The following is a 20,508-nucleotide window of genomic DNA, read 5'->3' as shown; positions in this document are numbered from 1 at the left end:
TGCAGCAGTCACCCTAGAGGACCGATCACCGCTGGCGATGATCGGCGGTGATTACCGGCTAGGAGTGATTCGGCTCGGGCGACGTGCCGCCCTGGGACAGTTCGGGGCCGGGCGTCGGTGACGGCGGACCCGTGGAGCTCGGCTGCGCGCTTGGAGTCGAGGGGACCTCAGCCGGTGCGCTGGGTGAAGCGCCTCCGCCGGTCGGGGACGGCTGGACGCTCGGGTGCCCGGGATCGGCACCGCCTCCGGTCGAACCGCCACCGGTCGAGCCGCCACCGGCGGTGGCGGCGGGAACCGCGTTCAGACCGTCGACGGGTGGACCGCCGACCGGCGCCCCTGCGCCGGCCCCGTTGCGCCGCGCGCCGCCGGCGGCGTCACCGACGGCCGCCGGGTCAGCACCGGCAGCCTCCACATCGGATGCCGTGTTCGGACTCGCGCCCGGCCCACCCGTTCTGGTCTCGCCCGCGGCGCCAACCAGGACGTACGAGCATGCCGCGCCATTGAGAGCGAACTCCGTCGGCAGCGGGTTGGCCGCGTGGTACCCGGCGGAGAAGCTCAGCGTTCTGGTGGCACCGACGGCGAGCGACGGCTCGGACGCCGGGCCGCGTACGGTGACCACGCCTGTCGGGGACTGGCTCCACTCGCCGGCCGACCCTTCCCGCAACGTCTGGTCACCGGTGAAGGTGAACTGCAACGCCCACCGGTCCAGCCGGCTGGCACCGCTGTTGGTCACGGTGACCTCGACGTTGAACGTGCTGGCATCGTCGGAGCGGGTCACGTACCGGACGACACAGGGCGCGCGGCTGACGCCGGACTGCCCGGCGATCGCGAGCGGCGTCCCCTGTCCGTGTGGCAGATCGGCACAGGTGGTCAGCATGAGACCCGCGGTCGCGAGACCCGCCGTCGCTCCCACCACCTGGAACGCGCGCCGGCGCCGGAACCGGCCCAGGCTACGGATCGCAGCGCTGCCGATGATCGAGGCTGGCAGGATGGAGGTGTCGGCGCTGGCGTCCACGCCCGAACCGAACAGGGCGGCGACGGCGAGGCGCAGCCGCCCCGGTGGCCGTCCGGCGAGCGGGCTGTGCGCGAACAGCATCGGATCGAGCCCGAGGTAGTCCGGGTCGTCCTTGCCGATCGGCAATGGCACCCGGGTACCGGCGGCCGCGGCGAGCGCCTGTGTGACTTCCCGACTCGTCGGCCGGTCGGCCGGGTCCTTCGCCAGGCACCGCGCGCACAGCTCGGCAATTCCCTCGGGCAGGCCGGTGATGGGCGGCAACGGCCCGGGCTCGGCGTACACGTGCGCGTTGATCATCTGCGTCGTGGTCTCGGCCGCCCAGGGCAGTTCGCCCGTCAACATCCGGTAGAGCAGCAGGCCAAGACCGTACACATCGGTGGCCGGCTGGACCGGACCGCCAGCGAGCCGCTCGGGTGCAAGGTAGGCGGGCGTGCCGAGCACGATGCCCTCGGGGCCCGGTTCGCCGGTCTCACCGGCGATTGCGGCGATCCCGAAGTCGACGACCTTCACCCCGGACGAGGTCAACATGACGTTGCCGGGTTTGACGTCGCGATGGACGAGCCCCCGGGCGTGTGCCGCGGCGAGCGCCGCCGCGACCTCCGCGCCGACCCGCAGCGCCGCTCGCCAGGGCAGCGGTCCGCCGATCAAGCGCTCGGAGAGGGTACGCCCGGAGATGAGCTCCATGACGACGTACGGAACAGTGTCCCCGTCTCGCGTGGTGGACTCGCCGTAGTCGTAGACGTTCGTGATGTGTGGGTGGGACAGCCGGGCCGCAGCCTGGGCCTCCGCCCGGATCATCTCTCGTGAGTGCTGGTCCGCCGCCAGCTTGGCGGCGAGAACCTTGATAGCCACCGGCCTGTTGAGCACCTCGTCGTAGGCGCGCCACACGACGGACATCCCGCCCGTGCCGAGGCGCTCCACGAGCCGGTAGCGATCCCCCAGTACCTCGACCGCCTCCACCTGACTAACCCCGCCCCGATCAACGACCGTCTCAACCAATTCGGCTTGAAGGTGTTACGTGACAACGCGCAATGCGTTGCGGCTCGGATCGACGCACGTTCTAGTCCGGACTCTACAGTCGGGTACGCATGATTATCCGATGATCCGTGAAAGAGCGCCGGCATAGGCGAGGTGCGGCGCCGGCAACCACACCGCTACGGCACGGTCTTCTCGATCGCGGCCGGCCCCCAGGTCTGGAGCTCCCGGCGCGCGTCCTCCAGATGGTCCGGCGTCACGTCCTTGCCCTGGGCGTGGACCAGGTCCTCCGGCTCCCAGGGCTGCTCCGCCCCGGTGCGAGGCTGGAGCTTGGCGAACAGGTCGGGATGATCGTGCTTACGGTGCCACTCGTCATCGCGTTCCGGTGCGGTCATGCCAATCCTCTTACCCGCGGTCAGCACCGTCACACGCACCGAGACGAAACAAAGCACGTATCCCACAAAACGGACACTGCACCTCGACCGTTCGTCGCTACCACACCACCGCCCACCGAAATTTCCCTACCGAGGAACTCAACAACTTCCCACCCGACCAGAACTACCCCATCATGTTCCGGGTGGGTCGGGGCGAACATGGGCAGTCCCTCAGCGTTGTCCTATATGGACCGTCGAACGTCGGGTCCAGCCGGGGGAGCCAGCCGGAGAACGCGGATCTGATAGCCGCCGCACAGCGCGGTGACGAAGACGCGTTCCGGCTGCTGTACCGCGAGGTGCAGCCGCGTCTGCTGCGCTACCTGCGCACGCTCGTGCCCGGTGAGGCCGAGGACGTGGCCGCCGACGTCTGGTTGGAGATTGCCCGGGGGCTGCGCGGATTCCGCGGCGACGTCGACGCGTTCCGCGGTTGGGCCGCGACGATCGCCCGGCACCGCGCCCTGGACCAACTGCGACGGCTACGCCGGCGACCAGCCGCCGACATACCGATCGAAGAGCTCGCCCAACTCGCGTCTGCTGACGACACGGCCGGCGGCGCACTGGACGCGCTCTCGACCGACGTCGCGATCTCGCTCATCGCCACACTGCCCCGCGACCAGGCCGAGGCGGTGATGCTGCGAGTCGTGCTCGGACTCTCCGCCGAAGCCGCCGGCCGGGTTCTGGGCAAGCGGCCGGGCACGGTGCGAACTGCCGCACACCGCGGGTTACGCCGCCTCGCCCAACATCTCGCGCCGGCGGGCAAGCCGGTGGGCGAGCCGGATGAGCGACATCGACAGGCCACCGACACGCTGCGAAAACGATGAATTTCGAGAAGGGAGTAACGCCAGCGGGACCGCGAACGCTGAAAGGACGTGGGATGGGGAGAGACGGAGTTCCCGGATTGGACCGCGGCTTCGAAGAGTCGCCGCTGGCCGCTGAGTCCCTGCTGCGAGGAGAGCGACACCGCGCCGCTAGCGGCGCGCTCGGCCGCCTGCTCGCCGCAGCGACCGCTCCGGCGCGACCACACGAACTGGTCGGGGAAGAGACGGCCGTCGCCGCATTCCGGCAGGCCGGCCGCGCCCCGGTTCCCTCGCCCGGACGCCGGGCACTACTCACCCGGATTTTCACGGTGAAGGCGGCCGCCGTGTTCGCGGTGACCGCCGCCGGCGGTGCGGCCGTGGCTGCCGCCGGTGGCCTCACCACGCTTCCGGGCACGTCCGGATTCGCCCCCGGCCCCGTCGCCTCGTCCGAGGTCCTCGCACCCTCACCGGCCGCGACCGCCGCACTCACCAGCGCACCGCCGGCCGTGGCCCGGACGCCTACGGCCGCACTGACGCGATCGCCACACCCGTCACCGGAAAAGCTCTGCCTCGCCTTTCTCGCCGATCCGCGAAACAGGCAGGCGGGAAGTGAGATCAAAGGACTGGACAGTCAAACCCTGGCCGCGCTGATCGCCCTGGCCGGCGGCAAGGCCGACTGGGTCTGGTCCTTCTGCGCGCACGTACTGGGTACGGCGGGCGACGCGGGGCCCACCGGACCGGGGACGCCGCCCACCGGCCAACCCTGGGACCGGTACCGCGACTGGTGGTCGCAGCACCCGCAACCGCCGCAGTCCGCGGGCCAGAACCAGCCCGAACAGAACCAGCCCAGCCAGCCCGGACAGAACCAGCCCAGCCAGCCCAGCCAGCCCGGCCAGCCCAGCCAGCCCGGCACCGAGACCGCGGACCGTGACACGTCCCCCAGCCCCAGTTCACGGTCGGCGCAAGCGTCCTCCTCCCCCGAGTAGGACGCCGGTTAGCACCGCCACGCCCACCGTCCCCCCCACGGTGGGCGTGGCGGGCACCGAATTCGAGCCTGTTTCTTTATCTACTGACCGAATGTCGAGCACACCGGCGCGCGGCGTTTGCCACACTCGTCCGGTGACGACACGATGGCACCGGCCCTACTCGCCCGGCCCAGGCCGGTGGCTGGTGGTGGCCTGGGAGCTTTTCGGGCTGGCCTTCTTCGGCTGGACCACGCAGCAGATGCTTCAACCGGCGATCGGGTGGACGACTCCCGGTACGGTCCTACTCGTCCTGGCCCTCTTCGCCGTCTGGGTCGTGGCCTCCTACCGGATCCTGCGCATGGGCGTGTACGTGAGCGACCACGGTGTGCGGGTGGTCGGCCTGCTCGGCAGCCGCACGGTGCCCTGGTCGGAGGTCGAGCGGATCACCGTCCGCGAGACTCGGCACTCGGTCGGTCGGCTGCAGGTTGCCGGTGGGATGAGCGTCCACCTCGACCCGCGCGAGGGCGCTCCGATCGAGACGACCCTGTGGGCACAGGGAATCGACTTCGCGTTTCGCCGGCACGCCTTCCACGCGGCTTACCAGGAGTTGCGCCAGCACCTGAACGCGTACCGGCAACACACTCGCAACATTGCGGCAGGTCCCCGAAACATCTGATGCCTACAGTCCCTTCCGGAGTAAGGGAGGGGCGGCATGAGGGTGACGGACGAGGCGATCACGCGGATCAAGGGCATGATCGCCTCCGGTGAACTCGGTCCGGGCAGTCGACTTCCCAGCCAGGACGACCTCGCGTACGAGTTCGGGCTGTCGCGCAGTGCCCTGCGCGAGGCGGTCCGCTCACTGACGGCGATGAACATCCTCGTCAGCCGGCAGGGCGACGGGACGTACGTTTCCAGCCTGCGCCCGCCACTGCTGTTGCAGCCACTAGCCGCAGCCTGCGACATCCTGCCCGACGAGGCGCTCGTCCAACTGCTCGATCTGCGGATGGCTCTCGAGCCGCACGCCGCGGCGCTCGCCACCGCGCGGGTCACCGCCGACGACGTCGAGGCCCTCTCGGCCATCGCCGAGAAGGGCGCTCCGGGCGCCTCGGCGGCCGATTGCCTCGACGCGGATCTGGCCTTCCGCCGCCGGCTTCTCGAACTGTCCGGCAGTGAGCCGATCGCGACCCTGGTCGAGGCGATCTCCCCGCCGGCCCTGCACGCCCGCATCCTCGCCGGCGGGGCCGATGCGGACGTACGCGCGGACGTGTACCACGACCACAGCCGCATCGTCGCGGCCCTCGTCGACCGTGACGCCGACGCGGCCCGTGCGGCCACCGCCGCGCACGTCGCCCGCCTGCACCACCGGTTACGCGCCACGCTTGTCCGCGTTGATCTCCCCCAATAACGCCACGAGACAGGCAAATCACAGCTACCGTCACACCGTGCGAACGGCCGACGCCATGCGGGCCTACCTGGGTGACAACGACCCGTTGCTGGAGCGGCGCGCCCTCGGCACCGGCAATATCGACGCGGCAGCAGCGCTGATCGAGGAGTGCTGCGCCCGTACCCTCGCCCGGGTCGAAGACTGCCTGTTCTACCGCTCGAACGTCGGGATGGTGGCCGGCCTGGTACTCGCCGACGGCCGGCGGGTCGCGGCCAAGGTGCACCAGCCCACCCAGACCCGCGCCCGGCTCACCACGACCCAGCGGGTGCAGGCCCACCTCGCCGACGCGGCGTACCCCTGCCCGCGTCCGCTCGCCATGGCGCACTGCGGGCACGCCTTCGTGACGTTCGAGGAGCTACGCGAGGACGGCGTCTACCGCGATGGACACGATTCATCGGTACGCGCGGCGATGGCCGCCGCGCTCGCCGACCAGGTCCGCCTCGCCGGCGAGGTGCCGGAGGTGCTGGCGCTCACCCGCGCACCGCTCCGCGACCAACGGGCGCTCTGGCACCATAGCCCGCACCCCCACTTCGACTTCGACGCCACCCGTACCGGTGCCGAGTGGATCGACGAACTGGCCCGCCGGGCGCTGGAGATCCTGCGCGACGACCCCGGCCGGCCGGTCGTGGGCCACACCGACTGGCGGGTCGAACAGATGCGGTTCGCCGACGGCCGGGTCAGCGTCGCGTATGACTGGGACAGCCTGGTGTGGGACTGCGAGACGACGATCGTCGGGTACGCGGCCCGCGTCTTTCCCTTGGCGTGGGAGTGGGGCGGGACGCGGCTGTGGCCGACGCCGGAGGAGCAGGCGGCGTTCGTCGCCGAGTACGAGTCGGCGCGGGAGCGCCGGTTCAGCTCCGCCGAACGCCGGGCCATCGCCGCAGCGGCGGTCTTCCAGTCCGCGTACGGGGCCCGCTGCGAGCACGCCGTCGCCGATTCCGACGAGATACCCGCCTCCAGCCAGCGGGCCGGCCTCGCAGCGTACGGGCCCGCTCTGTTCGACGTGCTCAACTGAGGGACTTGACCTCAACTCAGCTTCAGGTTGAACGCTTGCGGCATGCCATTCTCCGAAGCTGAACGCCGGTACCTGTCAACCCAGCGCCTGGGGCGCCTGGCCACCGTCGGGCCGGACGGAGTGCCGCAGAACAACCCGGTCGGGTTCAGGTACAACCCGGAGACCGACACGATCGACATCGGCGGCTACAACATGGGCGCCAGCCGGAAGTTCCGCAACGTGGCGGCGAACGGCCGGGTCGCCTTCGTCGTCGACGACGTGGCGTCGGTCGACCCCTGGCGGGTACGCGGCATCGAGATCCGCGGGCACGCGGAGGCGGTGCGGGGCGCGCCCGCCACGCCGCCCGCCAGCAACGACATCATCCGAATCCACCCGCGCCGCGTCCTCTCCTGGGGGATCGACCCGGACCAACCCGGCATGCTGCGGCGCGACGTCGAGGTCAGCGCCCAGCCGCGCTGAGTCGTAGCGAATTGCACCTTTTTTTGGACTTCATACTGCTAACCTGAGGCGGTTTCATGCATGCATAAGTAAGGGGTCGCGGTGCCGCCGGAGGCGAGTGCTCAACGCGTACGGGTCGGCGGCGAACTCCGCCGACTGCGGCTCGCCGCCGGTCTGCCCGGCGAGCACGTGGCCCGCGCGCTCGGCTGGTCGCAGTCGAAGGTTTCGCGGATCGAAGGCGGCTTGCACGCCATCACCGTCAAGGACATCGCCGGGCTGCTCGAACTCTACGGCGTGAGCGACGACCTCCGGGCCGAGTTGCTCGGCGTCACGGCGGCCGACAACGGCGACGGGGCCTGGATCGTACGCGGGAGCCGGGGCCCGGCCTCCGCCGTGGAGCCCGTGACGGCCAGGATCCGCCAGTACCAACCGGCCGCCCTGTCCGATCTTCTGCAGACCCGCGAGTACGCCCGATCGGTCAGCGAGGCGATGGGCGACGGCGATCCCGACGCTTCGGCGGAGGCTCGGATGCGCCACCAGGAGGCCCTGACGGCGACCAACGGTCCGCAGTATGACGTTGTTCTCGACGCCCGGGCGCTCCTGCTCGCCGTCGCGCCGGTGGACCTGGTCCGCAACCAGATCCTGTCGTTGGCCGTACGGGCGCACCGGCTGACACGGCTGGACCTGCGCGTCATCCCCCTGGGGCGGCCGGCGGCCGCATTCTCGGCGACCGGCTTCACGCTGTACGATTTCCGCGCCGCCGACAGCCCGCCCGTGGCGCGCGTCGAATCCCCGACCGGCGACGCCTACTTCTCGACCCCTGACGACATCCAGCGGTACGTGGTTTTGTTCGAGTCGCTGCAGAGCGTCGCGCTGGAGAGCGCCGAATCGGTTCGGTACCTCCGATCGCTCGCCAAGGAGCTCGAGCGGTACTTATGCACCAGCGCATAGGCTATTCATGCACGCATAGCTAGCGCAGCGCGCGGAGGGCGTCGCGGAATTCGGCCGTGGCGGGCTCGCCCGGGAAGCGCCGGCCCAGTTCACTGTCGAGTTCTCCCGCCACCATCAACAGGGACGGCAGCGACTGGCGTGGCACCGCCAGCGCGGACAGCCCGGCGGCCACCGCCAACTCCAGTTCGCCCTTCCGCGCGGCGACGACGCCGAGTGTGAGCTGAGCTTCGGCTATTCGCATCGGGGACAGTTCAACTCCATCTGAACCGGTTCCCTGCGCGATCACCTCGCGGGCATGCCGTTCAGCTCGATCGTCATCTCCTGCCAACCGGTAGGTGTCCATCGCGTAGAAGTCCCATTTGGCTGGGTCGACAATGAAGTGATGCTCTGTCCGGCTCGGCTCGGGAAACTGGTCAAGAATCCGCCGGCCGCGATCCAGAGTCGACCGGAGGTCGGCGATGCTCCCCATGCGGGCGAGCGCCTTCGCCTCCTGCCCGATCAGTTGCACCACCACCGAGCGGTCCGAAACAGCCGCCTGTCCCGCCCGCGCGTTCGCGATCACGTCCGGGTACCGCCCCTGGGTGAGCGCGAACCAGGCCGACATCTCGCAGGTCCACCCGACGATCTCCGAGTGGTCGGCCTCCTCGCCAAGCTGCCGTGCGGCAACCCTCGTCGCCTCGGCTGACGCCCGCATACCCAGGTCGTACTCAAGGCATCCGATCAGAAGCGCCAGCCAGCCCGCTGATACGAGCAGACTGCGGTGAGCCCGTAACCCGGTGGGTCTTCGCAGGAGCGCCGCGACGTGCTGCAACCAGTCCTGCGCCTCGGCCCGCAACTCGGCGGGATTCCGGCAGACGTACTGGCAGCACAGCTCGAACACCGTCGCCTCAAGGCTCGCCAAGGTGCCCGGTGCGGCGTCGTACGCGTGGAGACGCCGCAGCAACTCCGCGGTTTGCCACGGGTTCGTGTCACGAGCCGCCGCCACGTCGAGGTGGCAGGCGGCGATCAATTCACCACGGGCGCGCAGGACACCGTCACACGCGCGGGCGAGTTCCGCGGTCGGCGCCTTACGTCCATTCTCGACATTCGACAGGTAACCCTTGCTGTAGTGCACGGCATCCGAGAGTCGAGAGAGGGACATCCCAGCCCGCACTCGGTACTCACGTAGCGACTGGCCGAAAGCCGACATCGTCATCACCTCGGGTCTCCCGTATCCCAATGGCGTTGGGCGACAGGTAAACCATTTACTCAAGCCGATACCGAGTAGCACCGTATTTCTACGACCATGATGCGACGTAGACAACAGCCCAGCGGTGACCCTGTACTCCCCCGAACGGCTTCCAACGTGAGAGAAGGGCTGATGATGTACACGCTCCTCGGGGCGACGGCGGGGACGGCCGTCCTCGGTTTCCTGGCCGGCCTGTTCTCGTTCAAGGTCAAAACGAAGTGGTGTCCTGACTGCGGCCACCGCCTGCAGTGCGTCGACTGCCTGCACCGTGCCGGCGCGGTCGCGCCGCACGCAGCCGACCGCTGACCCCGGCGCCAGAATCAAGCGTCAGGCGCTGATCGGCGCCTGACCGCGGCTACCGGCGTCGGCATACGCGACCGGCGTCATCCCGATGGCTCGCGTGAAGTCACGGATGAAGTGTGACTGGTCAGGTGGGCCGCGACGGGGACCCGGTCAGTGGCCGACGCCTTCTCCGGCGATCGGATGGGCGTTGTGCGCTGCCCGTTCGGCATCCGCTGGTGCGTCGCCCGGCACGACCGGGACGTCCCGGCCGAGGAGATCGAGCCGCGGCCCGGGCGTGGATGACGCCTCCGGAGGGTTGAGTTCAAACCGCGCAGTTGTCGTCCTCGCACACGTGGCCCTCAGCGTGGGGAGCGTCCACGGCGGACGCTTCCCGCGCCGCTTCGAGCGCCCGAGTGAACACCTCCGTGGGCTGCGCGCCGGAGACCGCGAACCGTCGATTGAAGACGAAAAACGGCACGCCGCTGATCCCGAACGACCGCGCGGTCTCGAAATCGGCTAGTACGTCGTCGGCGTGCGCTCCGTCGTCCAGCGCGCGCCGGGCGGCGGCCTCGTCGAGGCCGACCTCACCCGCGAGCCGCGCCAGCACCTCCGGATGGTCGATCTGCTCACCCTCGGTGAAGTACGCGCGCAGCAGCCGCTCCTTGAGCTCACCCTGCCGGCCGTGGGCCGCCGCGAAGTGCAGCAGCCGGTGCGCGTCCAGGGTGTTCGCGGGACGGACGCGGTCGAAGTCGTACTCCAGCCCCTCACCGGCGGCAACGTCGGTGACCTGGGCGAACATCGAGCGGACCTGGCTCTCCCCCAGCCCCTTGCGGGCCGCGAACGACTCGACCATCCCCCGCTGCTCGCCCACCGGCGTTTCGGGGTCTAGCTGGTAGCTGCGCCACACGATCTCGACCACGGGCTCGAACTCGGCGAGGGCCCGCTCGAGCCGGCGCTTGCCGATGTAGCACCACGGGCAGACGACATCGGACCAGATCTCGACAGTGATCATGCTCAGCGCTCCCAGTTGTTGAAGACTCAACCATAGCCCGGCTGCCCTGCGCACTGCTCGCCGCGCCAAGTGGAGCGCCGAAGAATCAGGCGTAACGTGACAACTGCCATGAGCTCTCGCCCTGTCATCGTCGGCTACGACGGGACGCCGGCCTCCGATCGCGCCCTGCGCGCATCAGCGCCGCTGCTAGCCGCGCACCGGGTGCTGGTGGTCGTGGTGTGGGCGGCCGGGGCCGCCCTCGACCTGGCCACCCTTCCCGTCCGGGGCTTCGAGCCGCCGCCGACCGTCGTCGACCTGGACCAGGGCTTCAAGCTCGACCAGGCGATGTACGAGGGCGCGCAGCGGACCGCACGGCACGGCGAGGCGCTGGCCAGAGCCGCCGGCCTCGATGCGGAGAACCTGGTCGTCGCGATCGACGTCACGGTGGCCGGCACGTTGATCCGCGTGGCCCGGGAGCACGACAGCCCGGCCATCGTCGTCGGCGCGCACGGCCATCACGCCCTCCACGAACTGCTGCTGGGCAGCACTTCGCGCGATCTGATCGAGAAGGCACCGTGCCCCGTGGTGGTGGTCGGCGGCCAGAAGTCGGCGGAGAACGAGTGACCGGCGGGGCTACCCGTTCGAGTGGGGATCCTGAGGCACAGGCGGTTCATAGAGACCGTCATCCTGGTGCACACCCGGGTCCACGGTAGGCGACGCCTCGGTCAGGCCCCGATCGCTGGGGCTCGCGTAGGGGTCCGAACTCGGGGCCGTCCCGGCCTGGTCCGTCACCGGTGGCAGGATCCCGTCTGGCGACGAGGCGCCGGTGGGGGCCTGCGGCTGCGGTGGAACCGGAGGCGCGGCCGGCGTCACGAAGATGCTCTCCGCCTGCCGGGTCGACGCCGCATGGGCCAGCGCGACGGTACCCCCGACGGCCGCCACCCCGATGACCGCACCAACCAGCAGCCTGCCCGCCAGCCCGAACTTTGACCGTCGCGTGTCCGGGCGTCGACGCCCGGCCCCTGACGTCGCGTGCCCCACAACCATCAGGGCATCCAGCCCCACAGCGTCCTCCACTGCCCCAACCCCTCCGACAGATGCGGCTCATGCTCTATGTCGGCCGTCGGCGCCAGGAGCTGAAAGGAATCCACCTTCACTCGGCGCAAAGATTCACGAACGTTGTTCACAACTCGACCCGTCGCAGCTCAGTTAGGCCCGGCGAAGACGGCGAAGACGAGCACGTTGTCCCGGTAGTTTCCCGACTGCGAGTCAAAGCTTCCGCCACACGTGATAAGGCGAAGCTCCGGGCGGGCGGCGGCGCGGTAGACCTTCTCGGTCGGGAAGTCGTCCTTGGGCACCTGCTCGGTGCGGTAGACCATGAATCGCACTGTCGTGCCGTCCTCCCTGGTGACGAGAATCCGGTCCCCGGGCCGCACGTCGCGCAGCCGGAAGAAGATGCCCGGCTCGCTGTAGCCGTCCACATGCCCAAGAATCACGCTGGCCCCGACCTCCCCCGGGGTCGGACCGAGCGAGTACCAGCCGGCCTGCATCGGGTCCGACAACGGCGGCACCTGGACGGTCCTGTCCGGGTTCAGCCCGAGCGGCATCAACGAGGACGCCGCGTCGATTGCGGGAATCGACACTCGCACCGGTTTGGAACGCGGCAGCGCCGTCAGCGTCGGGCGGGGCGACGCGGTCCGGGTCGCGCGAGGAAACACGGGCTGGGCGGGTTGCCCCACCGACGCACGGGGAACGGTCGGCGGGACAACCCATGCTGACTGGTACGGGTCAGGTGTGACCGGCAATCTCGCGGGCCGCCCGACATTCGCCAGCGCAGCCAAAGCGAGCAGGACCGCGGTCACGCCCGCGCCCCGCGCCAGACGGGGCAGGTGATCAGTCATTCGTAGCCCGACGTCGCCTCAGCAGAGCGATGCCGACCGGGGTGAGCATGATCCCCGCCAGCGCCATCAGGAAGACAGCACTGGACCCGGCCGTACCGCCCCCACCGGTGCTGGGTGCGCCACTGGGCGTCGGGCTCGCCGAGGAAGGTGATGCCGTCGGACAACCGGTCGGAGACGCCGACGCCGTCGGACACTGGGTCGGAGACGCCGTCGCCGTCGCCAACGCCGTCGCTGTCGGAGACTGGGTGGCTTGGGCGGTCGCTGACGGCGAGCCCGTCGGAGCCTGGGACTCGGACGGCGAAGGCGATGGAGGATCCTCGGCCATCGCCGCCTCGCTGCTCACGCCCACCACCATCGCCGCAAGCGACGCCGTCGCCAGCAGACGCAGCCAAACTCCGCCGCGTCGACGAACAGGGTCTCTCGCTTCCCGCTGGAAGCCGTACTGAATCAGCTTTTGCACCACTACCCCCTTGAGACCGCAAAGTCGGATTGCTGACCTTGAACTGCTGGGGTTCGCTTTGTGCGACCACGCGTGGTGCGGGCTACGCCGACGGTATGAGGTATCTGGTCAGGTGAGCTACTCCGTCGGTCTTAGGCCGGCGTGGTGTGAGGTACCCGGGCAGGGGCGGGCTATCCGCCGGGGCACGGATTAAATCGAGGCGACCCGTGTACGGCAGGTCGACGCGCTCTTCAGTCGCCGACCGGCCCGGTTGGCTGGTTGGCTTCCTCAGTTGGCGGATCGACGTCGTCACGGGGACGGCAGCAGCCAGGGCGACCAGGAGCCCCGCCGGCCTGTGCGCGATACCGGCGGCGATCGGCAGAACCAGCAGGAGAAGGCCGTATGGCCACCCCCGCCGAATATCGCCACCGAACAACACGGGCTTCACCAGCGCGATGGCGGCGACAAGGGCGACCACGATGGCGCTCTGAACCACCAGGAAAGCGGCACCACGTCGAACCGACGGACCGGCGGTGCCGACGTCACCGAGGCCGAGCCAAACGGCGACCAACGCCCACACTTCGCGGCTGGCGGCCCTGTTCCGGTCGCTACGCTTCATGCCACCTCACCTGATCGACCCCGACGTACACCGAGACGCGGAACGTCCACAGTGCACTGGGACACTTCAACCAGTTCGGTGAGATGGTGATCTCCGGAACGACGCGAGCCTGCCCGGCGCTACTCCATTTAGGACGGTAGGCCGGCGTGAGCGTTCGGCGCGGTCGCCAGAAGCACGTCGGTCCCGTCAGAGCCTAAGGTCGGGTTGTGACAGCCGGTGATCGGCAGCGGCGGCTGGCCGTCGCAGACGGACTACCGCAGGAACATCGCGAGGGCACGGCCCCTGTTGGTGGTGAACGCGCCACCGGTCGCAGTCGGCACGATCGCGTACGCGTAGCTCGACAGCGGGTACGCCCGCGAATCAGTACTGGTGTACACGCCGATCAGCTCCTGGGCCTGGCCGGCATTGGCCCTGGCGCCGGTGAGCGCCACGGACACCTTGGACGCGGTCGGAGCGACGTAGAACCCGGCCCGGTTGAGCACCTTCGCGACTGGAAGACCGGCGCATGGCGTACGAGTACTCGAGATACGTGATCGCGCCGTCCCGGTAGGACTGAGCGACGTATCCGGCCGCAGTACGCGTCCCAGATCGACCGGTGCTGGCTGCACAGTCAGGCGCTACGGCCCCGTTTGGTATCTGCGGTGTGACCACGCTCAACACAGCCAAGATCCATTGCCGTATTTTGCAGGACCCCCGACAAACAGGGAGCTACGGACGGCCTAAGGTTGCCCATGGGAGCAGATCGACTCTCACGCTTATTACCTGCTCAACCCAGGTTTTCACTGATCTGAGAGGTGCCCCCGGCGGGGCGGCAGTCAAATGGGCATCCGGTTGCGGTTCGTTGGCTGGGGTGCCGGTGATCGCCTCAGTCAGCATCTCGACGGTGTCGTCAGTGAGAGCGATGCGGAAGCGGGCCTGGTCGGGCCGGTCATAGTGGATCTGCAGTTGGAGGGCGTCGTAGAGCTTGCGCTGGGTCCGCTCGGGGGCTTCGGTGATGTTGAGGTGCGGCAGGAGCGGCAGGCCGTCGAGGAGCTTGATGTCCTGCTCGGGCTCGACGTGACTCGCCGCCTCCAGCGCTTCGAGTTGGGCGGTCTTGTCGGCGCGTTCGGCTTCCAGGGCGTCGAAGCGGCCGCGGAGCCGGTCGCGGAAGGCGCGATCGGCAGGGTTGGTGGTTTCCAGTTCGACGATGAGCCGGTCCTGGCGGGCGGCGAGGTCGGCGATCTGCTCGCGCAGCGCATCGGCGCGGGCCGCATCGGCGAGCCGCTGTTTGCCAGGTCGGTCGGCGAGCTCGCGACGGAGGAGGGCGTGCCGGTCGGGCCCGAAGATTCTCGTGGCGATGACGTGGTCGAGGGCCTCGGTGAGGGCGTCCTCCCGCACATAGATCGCCTTGGGGTGGTCGGCCGGGTAGCGGTCGAGGCGGTCAGCGTTGTTGCCCGCCGGGTAGCAGCAGTAGTAGGCGTGGCCCCGGCGGGTCTTGCCAAACATCCGATGGTCACACAGCCAGCAGCGGACGTAGGAGCGCAGCAAGTAGCCGCGCTTGGTCTGACGGTGGGCGGCGTTCGGGCCGGCCGCGTTGCGGGAACCCTCTCTCAGACGGGCGACCTGCGCGGCGGCCTCGAACGTCTCACGGGTCACGAGCGGTTCGTGGGTCGGCTGCTCGGACCACACCCACGCCTCAGGCGGGTTGATCCGGCCACCGGACTTGGTGGCGCGACGGTTCCACACCATGTATCCGGTGTACTTGGGGTTGGTGACGATGTCGCGTACCGCCGAGCCGGACCAGGTGCCGCGTCGCCGGTGCGGGCTGGTTGGTTCCGGGACCGGGTAGCGGTCGTGGTCTCTGTTGAGGCGGGCAGCGATCGCGTCGAAGCCGAGCCGCTCCACGACGCGCAGGCGGAAGATGTGCGCCACGACCGGCGCGCGCTGCGGGTCCGGGACGAGGCGGGTCTTGGTCAGGCCCTCGGCGGCCTTGGCCGGGACCGGGTGCTCGATCTTCTGGGCGGCGTAGCCGTACGGCGGTTTGCCAATGTTCCAGCCCTGCCCGGTGTGCACCTTGAAACCATCCCAGGACCGTTCGAGCATGTCGAGCACGTACCACTCGGCCACACCCTGCTTGACCCGCCGGGTGAGCAGGCCGGTGGAGCGCTTGCCGCGCGGGTCGATCGGCTCGTCGGCGGCGTACAGACGCACGCCGGCCTGTTCGAGCTGGTGCTCGATGCCGGTGCCGACGTAGGTGCGGCGGGCGAGCCGGTCGATCGACTCGCAGATGACGACGTTGAAGCGCCGGCCGGGGTGCTCGGCCTCGGCGAGCAGGTCGAGCAGGCCGCCGTCGCGGGGCAGCGGCACGGCGATATGCTCGTGCGCCCGGCTGCGGCCGCGCCGTTCCAGGGAGGTCCGGCCGGACTCGATGTCCCAGAACCAGGCGACGATCTCCCAGCCCTCCGGCAGTGCCGCCTGGCAGTTGGCCAGCTGGCGCGGCAACGAGAGGGTCGGGTCTTGCTGGTCGTCGGTGGAGACCCGGGCCAGGAACGCGACCGCGACGCGCGGAGTGGCCGGTCGGCCTGGTGGGCTCGGGCGTTGGTAGATGGACGATGGATGGCTGCTGATCGAGGGGTGCGTGGTCACGCAGGGCTCCTTGGTCAAGGTGGTACCGCCGGTGGCGGTGGGCTGGTAGGCAGGCCGGGCGGCCTAGTCCCGTACCGGCGATCCGGTCCGGTGTTCATGCCGCCCGGTCCTCGTCCTCGATGTGGCTGGCCATGTCGTGCTGAGTTAACGCCCATGCGAGTACCTCCCTGATCGCTTCAAGCTGGACCTCGGCGAGATGCGCCGCGTCCGGACCATGGACCCGGACGATCTCCACCGAGCTGGACAGCCGGCGGATCGCGGCCCGAGACGAGCGGGCCACGTTTTCGTTCCCTGCCGGCGGCGCCTGTTCATCCCTGGCTACCGCGATGCGCCTCCAAGCGACTCGACGAACTCCTCGGTCACGGCAGCGCAGCCCCGGAATCGGGGCTGGTCACGACCGGTTGACCGGCCGCCACCGGATCGCTGCCGCCTGTCGATGAACGCTCCGCTCGCGGCGTTTGTCAAGGCGTCGATAGAGCCTCGGCGATGTCACACTGGATCTAGACCAACCCGAATCGCCTGCTGGTACTGGAATTGATGAGAGCAGCAACAACCAGTGTCATGCTCCTCGAACGGCCGGTCGGGGACTAGTGAAGGTGGATGTGCAACAGCCGACTGCCACACGGGCGCACAGTACTTGAGAAGTCTGGATTACGGCCTTGAGATATCGAGAATGAACGCCTGTATTTCGAAGTCTGGCCTTACGGAATCCGCTTGTTGCTTCAACCTGTTGAGGAGTTCACTCCGATCAGTGGGTCCTTTTCGTGCCCAACTCGCTGGTCGTTGATCTGCATTCACCCAGTACACGAGGTAGATGCCATGCTGAAGGCCGGCGGGCTTTAGGTACTTCTGCACGAGTTGCTCGTGCAGCGCGCTCTCAAGTTCCTGATTGTTGACTAGCTTTGCTTCCGCGATCACTCTCGCGGTACTTGCTGGATATGTAGGGGTCCCTTTGGTGGCGGTTAGATCCATACGAGTGCCGAAACCCTTGGATTTGGTGCGTTCGACCTGTATTTCGCGATCGATCACGCTGCCGTTGCCAAGCCGGGCTTCCAGTTGACGGCGGACCCAATCGGAGATGTCGTCTTCACTGTTCGGTCTAGGTTCATGGCCGTCGATGATGTTCCAGATGTCCCGGAAGCCGCCGCCGTGTGTCAAATGGTGCTGTATCTCTTGCAGTTGCTCGATGAGCACGTACGTCAGATCGCTGCTGCTACGGACGAGCCGCGCGTCTGCCTGGCCGAGAAGAGTAAGCAGACTGTGCGGTGTGGGATGGGTGTAAGCGAGATCCGCCGCCTTGGCCCGCGCGGTACGCAGGTAGTAGCGAATCATTAGTTGTTCAGCCTCGGGCCGTTCGTTGGCGAGTTCCTCAAGTGTGCGTACTTGCCCACGTTCGGCAAGCAGGCTCACCGTGCGGTTGCGCACTTGGCGCGTCTCGTACACGTCGCTGCCGAACATTGCCGGCTCATCAGGAGGATCGTTGGCGACGGGGAACCGGTCAAGAAGTAGGCGGCAGAGCGCGGCAAGGCGCCCGTCATCGAGTTCCCCAATCTTGACGCGAGGGGCGACGGTAGAGAGTTCGTCAGCGAGGGTCTTGTAAGACACAAGATCGTCGACCGTGCCGGCTGGATCTAACTCGGCCAGCTTTCGGCAGGCCGTTGTAGATAGCGGCGAAGTATTGTCCTGACACAGCCTTCGGCAGACGGGGAGTGCCACGTGCGGCGAGTGCTTGACGAGCAGGTCTAGGAGCGACCCGCCGAGTTGGTCACCGTAGCGGTTCTCAGCTATGCGTTCGGCTACCACTGGTGCGAGTTCGGCACACAGGTGGTCAAAGAGTGGAAACGGCGTGAGATGCTGATCGTTTGCCGCGAGTGCGTCAAGGTGGTCGAGCGACGCATCGACGATGTGTGCGCGCACCTCGGAAGGTGCGAGGTCGACCAAGTCGCACCTCAGTTGCGCGTCCTCACCGCCTTCGTAGTTCCATGCCCCAACGATGGCGGGAGCCCACCGTTGCCAGATGGGTTTCTTCAGTTGCCTTACCCGCGAGGGGGCGTGGCGGGCGAGCGTCGTAAGCAGGTAAACGCCAGACCAATCGGGAAGCGCCTTATCTGTGGTGATCGTCTGTCGACCTGCCCAGTTCGTGGGCTGGGGCGCGTGCGCGTCGAGATATCGTAGGCCCAGCTCGACGACGAGTTGCTGTTCGTCGTCGCTAAGCAAGGCCCAACCTGGGCGCATCTTCAAGTCGTGTGTGAATAGGGATTCACTAGCCTCATCACCATTGGCCAGCCAGTATGCGATACGCCACCAGGTAGAGATATCGGTTACGGCGTTGGCAAGCGCCATGGACAGTTGTTCCGAACGTCGGGCCAACGTGTCCGCAAATTCGGCTTCATCCTGTTTCTCATATGAGTGGAACTCGCGTAGCCGATCTGCGGTCTCTGATTGGACAGGCACAGGATCGCGCCACCATCTGGTGGGTTCGTAGGCAGGATGCGACGACGTTAGAGACAGGATCATGTCGGCCTGCGACGCTGTCGGATGGTCAAGCAGAGGTGAGACACAGTTGGCTAAGGGGGACTGCGCCAGAATCGGCAAACCGGGCAGCTCTTCGATTAGCCATTCTATGTCGGTGGAGGTTATCAACCCGAACCTCAGAAGCTGATACCACCGCTGTTCATCGAGGCGTTCGGCCACAGCAACCGCCAACTTCTGCCGGCGTTCAACGTGCGAACCCTCTGCCCAGGGAAGACCATTGCGACGTAGGCCCCATGTCGGCGGCCGAAGAAGCTGTGCGATGAGATCTGTGAGGGGCTCACGTACGGTTGCGGTGTCCGCGCTCGCCCACCCACGCATGATGAGCTGGCCGATGAGTCGTCCGTAGTCTTTCTCGTAGTTCTCATCACGGACGCGTTGAACCGCCCAAGCGAGAACAGTCGGTAGGTCCTCTGGCGGGATACGGTCGGCTAGAGTCCCCAGCAAGACTAGGTAGCCGCCGACTAGGTTGCCGTTTCGGCGCGGACGTAGTACATCCAGCAGCGTTGTGGTACTCATCAGCTCCGGGTAGAGAGCGTCGATCGCCCCGGCAAGCAGCTCGTCGTCAGGATCGGTGACACCGTCGAGACAAAGCAGTGCCTGCAGCTCACGCCGGTCGTCGTCGCCGCCTAGAACGCTAACAGCGGAGATGGCGGCGCGGCGCGCCCAGGCCTGCCATCCTGGATCAAGAGCCAAGGAGCGCAGTATCTTGACCAGACCTGTGCACCTGCCGCTCTCTGCGAGCCGAGAGACCCACCAAACCTGTGCTGGTTGCTCGATTCCGGTTTCAACGTGTCCGGCAAGGTGCTGCTCGAGTCCTGGATGCACAAGGCCGGACAGATCCAGTCCCCATTCGGGATCGATATCCCCGGCTTTCGCCGCTGCAAGTAGTCCGTCAATAACCTTTACGCAAGCGGCTTCCGGTAGTTCGACGCCTGCCTGGGTTAACGCTAGAGCATTGACGGAAATTAGATCCTGGGTGAGGCTGGGAATCAATGCGGTCAACCAGGCTGCCACTCCCATCACGGGTCCAGGAAGTAGGCCGTTTCTTGTGCCCAGTAGCGCAGGTAGCTGGGCATGGGCGACCGGTCGTCGGCTGATGTAGTCCGCAGCTAGGTACTCTGCGTACTGCTGGTGCCTGAACGCCACCGTGCCATGCGGGGCTGCGTCGAATAGCGCGGTCCTGAGCACCTCGTCGAAGTGATTGGGTTCGATCGGCGTGCCCGGCTCGTCGGCTTCTGGGTTAGACGGAATATCGGCGATGGCTAAGGTGCCCGGCGCTTGCGTAGCGGCTCTAGCGAAGCCCGTGACGCCACTTAGGACAGCGATCGCACCCAGCCGCCCAGCCAGGCGATACTGCCGGTCGGTGGCTAGTGCGGGCGGCGGAAGCGCAGCATTGGTCTCAGACAGTAGGCGCTGGATCTCGAATCTAATCGAGTCAGCCTGACTCGCGGGCAGCCGACCGGTTGCCTGCCACTGCCTTGCAGTCGCAGCAAGCTGCATAGGCGAAGCGCTTAGCCGACCAAGGTTAGCTTCAACCAGAGCGTCGAGAAATTGCTGAGCGTCAGCAACTACCGTGGCGACGAGTTTATGCGCCGCCGGACGGTCCAATGGCAAGAGTCGCCACTCACTGAACCCCTGCGATCTAAGTGAGTCGGCGAGCGCCGGATTCCATGCCGCTGGCCTACACGCGAGCCGCCAAGCGACACCCTGCGCGGCCGAGGTGGTGAGGACATGCTGGAGTATGCGAAAAATAGTGGGCTCGTACAACGCAATCTCGTCAATTGCGTCAACATAGATCGGTCCGCCAGTATCGATTGCTTTTGCGAGCGTCTCCCGGACTTCGCTCTTGCTCAA

21 protein-coding genes are annotated in these 20,508 nt (G+C 67.7%); 11 read left to right on the top strand and 10 right to left on the bottom strand.

Annotated features, from left to right (window positions below):
* Positions 1-58: 58 nt before the first annotated feature.
* A complete protein-coding gene (locus HC028_RS09330) occupies positions 59-1,975 on the bottom strand; it encodes a serine/threonine-protein kinase (protein WP_168075324.1) in 1,917 nt (638 codons plus the stop codon).
* 194 nt (positions 1,976-2,169) lie between these two features.
* Entirely contained in the window at positions 2,170-2,385 is a 216-nt protein-coding gene (locus tag HC028_RS09325; protein WP_168075202.1) for a hypothetical protein, read from the bottom strand.
* 182 nt (positions 2,386-2,567) lie between these two features.
* On the opposite strand from HC028_RS09325, the gene HC028_RS09320 reads away from it, so the two are divergent.
* The 7 genes from HC028_RS09320 to HC028_RS09290 all read left to right on the top strand — a co-directional run bounded on the left by HC028_RS09320 (position 2,568) and on the right by HC028_RS09290 (position 8,034).
* Positions 2,568-3,245: an RNA polymerase sigma factor gene (locus HC028_RS09320; protein ID WP_239075474.1), complete on the top strand. Its 678-nt coding sequence runs from the start codon at positions 2,568-2,570 to the stop codon at positions 3,243-3,245.
* A 53-nt stretch (positions 3,246-3,298) separates the two neighbouring features.
* Positions 3,299-4,207, top strand: a complete 909-nt coding sequence (locus tag HC028_RS09315; protein ID WP_168075314.1) for a hypothetical protein — start codon at positions 3,299-3,301, stop codon at positions 4,205-4,207.
* Between the two features lie 133 nt (positions 4,208-4,340).
* The gene (locus HC028_RS28425) at positions 4,341-4,862 is read left to right on the top strand and encodes a PH domain-containing protein (protein ID WP_168075312.1); all 522 of its coding nucleotides are present in this window, start codon (positions 4,341-4,343) and stop codon (positions 4,860-4,862) included.
* A gap of 36 nt (positions 4,863-4,898) precedes the next feature.
* On the top strand, positions 4,899-5,591 hold the full coding sequence (locus HC028_RS09305) for a FadR/GntR family transcriptional regulator (protein ID WP_168075310.1): 693 nt from the start codon (positions 4,899-4,901) through the stop codon (positions 5,589-5,591).
* A 37-nt stretch (positions 5,592-5,628) separates the two neighbouring features.
* The gene (locus tag HC028_RS09300; protein WP_168075308.1) at positions 5,629-6,645 is read left to right on the top strand and encodes a protein kinase family protein; all 1,017 of its coding nucleotides are present in this window, start codon (positions 5,629-5,631) and stop codon (positions 6,643-6,645) included.
* Between the two features lie 42 nt (positions 6,646-6,687).
* A complete protein-coding gene (locus HC028_RS09295) occupies positions 6,688-7,104 on the top strand; it encodes a PPOX class F420-dependent oxidoreductase (protein ID WP_168075306.1) in 417 nt (138 codons plus the stop codon).
* A gap of 81 nt (positions 7,105-7,185) precedes the next feature.
* On the top strand, positions 7,186-8,034 hold the full coding sequence (locus tag HC028_RS09290) for a helix-turn-helix domain-containing protein (RefSeq protein ID WP_168075304.1): 849 nt from the start codon (positions 7,186-7,188) through the stop codon (positions 8,032-8,034).
* 19 nt (positions 8,035-8,053) lie between these two features.
* Here the strand turns inward: HC028_RS09290 and HC028_RS09285 are convergent, their stop codons facing one another.
* Positions 8,054-9,223 (bottom strand): helix-turn-helix domain-containing protein, encoded by a 1,170-nt coding sequence (locus HC028_RS09285; RefSeq protein WP_168075302.1) that lies wholly within the window; start codon positions 9,221-9,223, stop codon positions 8,054-8,056.
* Between the two features lie 171 nt (positions 9,224-9,394).
* Between HC028_RS09285 and HC028_RS09280 the strand changes: the two genes are divergently transcribed.
* Both HC028_RS09280 and HC028_RS28110 read left to right on the top strand, forming a co-directional pair.
* Positions 9,395-9,568 carry a hypothetical protein gene (locus tag HC028_RS09280; protein WP_168075300.1) on the top strand — a complete coding sequence of 58 codons (174 nt, stop codon included), beginning with the start codon at positions 9,395-9,397 and terminating at the stop codon, positions 9,566-9,568.
* Positions 9,569-9,718: 150 nt separating this feature from the next.
* Positions 9,719-9,847: a hypothetical protein gene (locus HC028_RS28110; RefSeq protein ID WP_275408251.1), complete on the top strand. Its 129-nt coding sequence runs from the start codon at positions 9,719-9,721 to the stop codon at positions 9,845-9,847.
* Positions 9,848-9,866: 19 nt separating this feature from the next.
* Here HC028_RS28110 and HC028_RS09275 read toward each other — a convergent pair whose 3' ends face one another.
* On the bottom strand, positions 9,867-10,556 hold the full coding sequence (locus HC028_RS09275; RefSeq protein WP_168075298.1) for a DsbA family oxidoreductase: 690 nt from the start codon (positions 10,554-10,556) through the stop codon (positions 9,867-9,869).
* A gap of 108 nt (positions 10,557-10,664) precedes the next feature.
* On the opposite strand from HC028_RS09275, the gene HC028_RS09270 reads away from it, so the two are divergent.
* Positions 10,665-11,159, top strand: coding sequence for a universal stress protein (locus tag HC028_RS09270; protein WP_168075296.1), 495 nt, complete (start codon positions 10,665-10,667; stop codon positions 11,157-11,159).
* 581 nt (positions 11,160-11,740) lie between these two features.
* Here HC028_RS09270 and HC028_RS27480 read toward each other — a convergent pair.
* Positions 11,741-12,436 (bottom strand): class F sortase, encoded by a 696-nt coding sequence (locus tag HC028_RS27480; protein WP_168075294.1) that lies wholly within the window; start codon positions 12,434-12,436, stop codon positions 11,741-11,743.
* A gap of 41 nt (positions 12,437-12,477) precedes the next feature.
* On the opposite strand from HC028_RS27480, the gene HC028_RS09260 reads away from it, so the two are divergent.
* Positions 12,478-12,882, top strand: coding sequence for a hypothetical protein (locus HC028_RS09260; protein ID WP_168075292.1), 405 nt, complete (start codon positions 12,478-12,480; stop codon positions 12,880-12,882).
* 96 nt (positions 12,883-12,978) lie between these two features.
* On the opposite strand, the gene HC028_RS09255 is transcribed toward HC028_RS09260, so the two are convergent.
* The 5 genes from HC028_RS09255 to HC028_RS09235 all read right to left on the bottom strand — a co-directional run bounded on the left by HC028_RS09255 (position 12,979) and on the right by HC028_RS09235 (position 20,508).
* A complete protein-coding gene (locus HC028_RS09255; RefSeq protein ID WP_168075290.1) occupies positions 12,979-13,494 on the bottom strand; it encodes a hypothetical protein in 516 nt (171 codons plus the stop codon).
* Positions 13,495-13,745: 251 nt separating this feature from the next.
* Complete coding sequence (locus HC028_RS09250; RefSeq protein ID WP_168075288.1) at positions 13,746-13,976, bottom strand: hypothetical protein; 231 nt, start codon at positions 13,974-13,976, stop codon at positions 13,746-13,748.
* A gap of 226 nt (positions 13,977-14,202) precedes the next feature.
* The gene (locus tag HC028_RS09245; protein WP_168075286.1) at positions 14,203-16,119 is read right to left on the bottom strand and encodes a recombinase family protein; all 1,917 of its coding nucleotides are present in this window, start codon (positions 16,117-16,119) and stop codon (positions 14,203-14,205) included.
* A 94-nt stretch (positions 16,120-16,213) separates the two neighbouring features.
* Positions 16,214-16,399, bottom strand: coding sequence for a hypothetical protein (locus tag HC028_RS09240; protein WP_168075284.1), 186 nt, complete (start codon positions 16,397-16,399; stop codon positions 16,214-16,216).
* 371 nt (positions 16,400-16,770) lie between these two features.
* Positions 16,771-20,508: an NACHT domain-containing protein gene (locus tag HC028_RS09235; RefSeq protein WP_168075282.1), complete on the bottom strand. Its 3,738-nt coding sequence runs from the start codon at positions 20,506-20,508 to the stop codon at positions 16,771-16,773.

Origin of the sequence: Planosporangium flavigriseum (assembly GCF_011947225.1) — a bacterium.
Lineage (GTDB): Bacteria > Actinomycetota > Actinomycetes > Mycobacteriales > Micromonosporaceae > Planosporangium > Planosporangium flavigriseum.
The sequence above is the reverse complement of the archived record's forward strand: the minus strand, read 5'-3'. Positions and strand labels throughout refer to the sequence as shown.

Bases quoted from the DNA above. Each gene is read 5' to 3' on its own strand.
- HC028_RS09325 (WP_168075202.1), bottom strand. From the start codon at position 2,385: ATGACCGCACCGGAACGCGATGACGAGTGGCACCGTAAGCACGATCAT.
- HC028_RS09315 (WP_168075314.1), top strand. From the start codon at position 3,299: ATGGGGAGAGACGGAGTTCCCGGATTGGACCGCGGCTTCGAAGAGTCG.
- HC028_RS09305 (WP_168075310.1), top strand. From the start codon at position 4,899: ATGAGGGTGACGGACGAGGCGATCACGCGGATCAAGGGCATGATCGCC.
- HC028_RS09295 (WP_168075306.1), top strand. From the start codon at position 6,688: ATGCCATTCTCCGAAGCTGAACGCCGGTACCTGTCAACCCAGCGCCTG.
- HC028_RS09285 (WP_168075302.1), bottom strand. From the start codon at position 9,223: ATGTCGGCTTTCGGCCAGTCGCTACGTGAGTACCGAGTGCGGGCTGGG.
- HC028_RS09280 (WP_168075300.1), top strand. From the start codon at position 9,395: ATGATGTACACGCTCCTCGGGGCGACGGCGGGGACGGCCGTCCTCGGT.
- HC028_RS09275 (WP_168075298.1), bottom strand. From the start codon at position 10,556: ATGATCACTGTCGAGATCTGGTCCGATGTCGTCTGCCCGTGGTGCTAC.
- HC028_RS09270 (WP_168075296.1), top strand. From the start codon at position 10,665: ATGAGCTCTCGCCCTGTCATCGTCGGCTACGACGGGACGCCGGCCTCC.
- HC028_RS27480 (WP_168075294.1), bottom strand. From the start codon at position 12,436: ATGACTGATCACCTGCCCCGTCTGGCGCGGGGCGCGGGCGTGACCGCG.
- HC028_RS09255 (WP_168075290.1), bottom strand. From the start codon at position 13,494: ATGAAGCGTAGCGACCGGAACAGGGCCGCCAGCCGCGAAGTGTGGGCG.